Below are 1,714 nucleotides of genomic sequence, written 5' to 3' on the forward strand. Positions count from 1 at the left end.
TCCTCGTATTATTAAAATTAATATCTTTTAGTTTTTTGTTCAATGTTTAGATGTTGCGTGATATTCTCTAGTTGTTCATTGGATTTAGGTCCAACTGGTATAGGCTTAATTCCTCCTGCAGTTTAATCTGCTTTAATAGCATGCCGCCCAGGCAATTCGAACAACCGCAAACCACAAGCTGTAGTGACTGAATTGATTTGTTTTCACTCGCGTGAAAACGCAGCTAAATTAGTTTCTGTCTAGTCTACTTATATTGCGAGGATGCCCGTAGAATTGTAATTAGGGAACATCATGCAGCACCTAAGCTTATTCAATCAAATAAAAGTGAAAGGAGGTCCTATCCCATGAACTTATTTATTGGTATTGACGTTGGTAAACTTAATCTAAGTTATTGTGCAATTAACTCAGATGACCAATGCCTATTTCAGGATGAGGCAAGTAATGATTTAAACGGTGCTTCTCAAATCAAACAAGCTATTCTTGCAGAAACCAAATTATCGGATTACCAAAAGGTAATCGTTGGTATGGAGGCAACTTCTGTCTATAATTTTCATCCAACTACGTTTCTGTCTGAAGACCAAGAGTTACAAAAAAATCAGCTCGAGGTTATTACCATTAATCCTTACACTTCTCATCATTTTAGTGAATTGTTTGATGATGGTAAAACCGACGAGGTAGATGCAAAACAGTTAGCCGAATTAATTCGTGTGAAACCATTGGGAACATCAGTTGTGCGTCAGGAAAAATATATGGCATTACAACGCTTAACCAGGGAACGGTATCATCTTATTCATCAACTAGTAGATGCTAAAAATCAATTTTTAAATAATCTCTACTATCGCTGCAATACCTTAGATCAAACACTACCCACATCTGTTTTTGGTTCGACGATGATGTCTTTAATTACTGATGAAGAACTAAGTCTAGATGAAGCTGCTGCAATGCCACTAGATCAGTTAGCTGTTAAATTACAACAGCTAGGTCATGGTAAATTTGGTAATCCAGAAGAAGTAGCTAAAGCCATTAAGAAGGCCGTTCGGTCTTCCTATCGACTATCTAAAGCAGTTACTGAATCAGTAGATTCAATTCTGGCGGTTTATGCTGAAATTATTCGTACACTTCAAGCACAAATTACAAAGCTCGATAAATCAATTCAACAACTTTCAGTGCAAATTACCGAAATCAAATGTCTCACTAGTATTCCTGGAATCGGTGCCGTATTTGCGGCGGGTATTGTATCCGAAATTGGTCAAATAACTCGTTTTCCAAATGAAAGTCACATTGCTAAATATGCTGGCTTAGCTTGGATGCCACATGAATCAGGAACTAGTATCCGGCAATCCACTCCTCGTACCCGTAAGGGTAACCAATATCTACGTTACTACTTAGTTGAAGCTGCCAACTCAGTAAGACGTTACGATCCAACATTCCAACGTTACTATCAAAAAAAATATAAAGAGGTTCCTAAGTATCGTCACAAACGAGCTGCCGTTTTAACAGCACGTAAGTTGGTTAGATTAGTAGACGTTCTAATTCGAAATAATCAACTTTACGTACCACCAGAAACTGGTATAGCTGAATAAATGACGATAACGGAAACGAGCGTAGCTCGGTGAAATTCTTACTTTCAGCGGGCTGGGGTAGATATGCTCTAAATTAACAAATTTTACGGGCTTTCAGGCTTATCACCTTCTTGACTTATTACCACAAGGCT

Annotated in this window: 1 protein-coding gene; it reads left to right on the plus strand. The window is 37.9% G+C overall.

Annotation, left to right across the window (positions count from 1 at the left end; genetic code table 11):
- Nucleotides 1–344: 344 nt before the first annotated feature.
- Nucleotides 345–1,583: an IS110 family RNA-guided transposase gene (locus FD44_RS09820; protein WP_010620861.1), complete on the plus strand. Its 1,239-nt coding sequence runs from the start codon at nt 345–347 to the stop codon at nt 1,581–1,583.
- Nucleotides 1,584–1,714 lie beyond the last annotated feature (131 nt).

This window comes from Secundilactobacillus malefermentans DSM 5705 = KCTC 3548 (assembly GCF_001436395.1).
Lineage (GTDB): Bacteria > Bacillota > Bacilli > Lactobacillales > Lactobacillaceae > Secundilactobacillus > Secundilactobacillus malefermentans.

What these genes read in the sequence shown, in the direction of transcription:
- FD44_RS09820 (WP_010620861.1), top strand. Translation starts at nt 345, where the DNA reads ATGAACTTATTTATTGGTATTGACGTTGGTAAACTTAATCTAAGTTAT.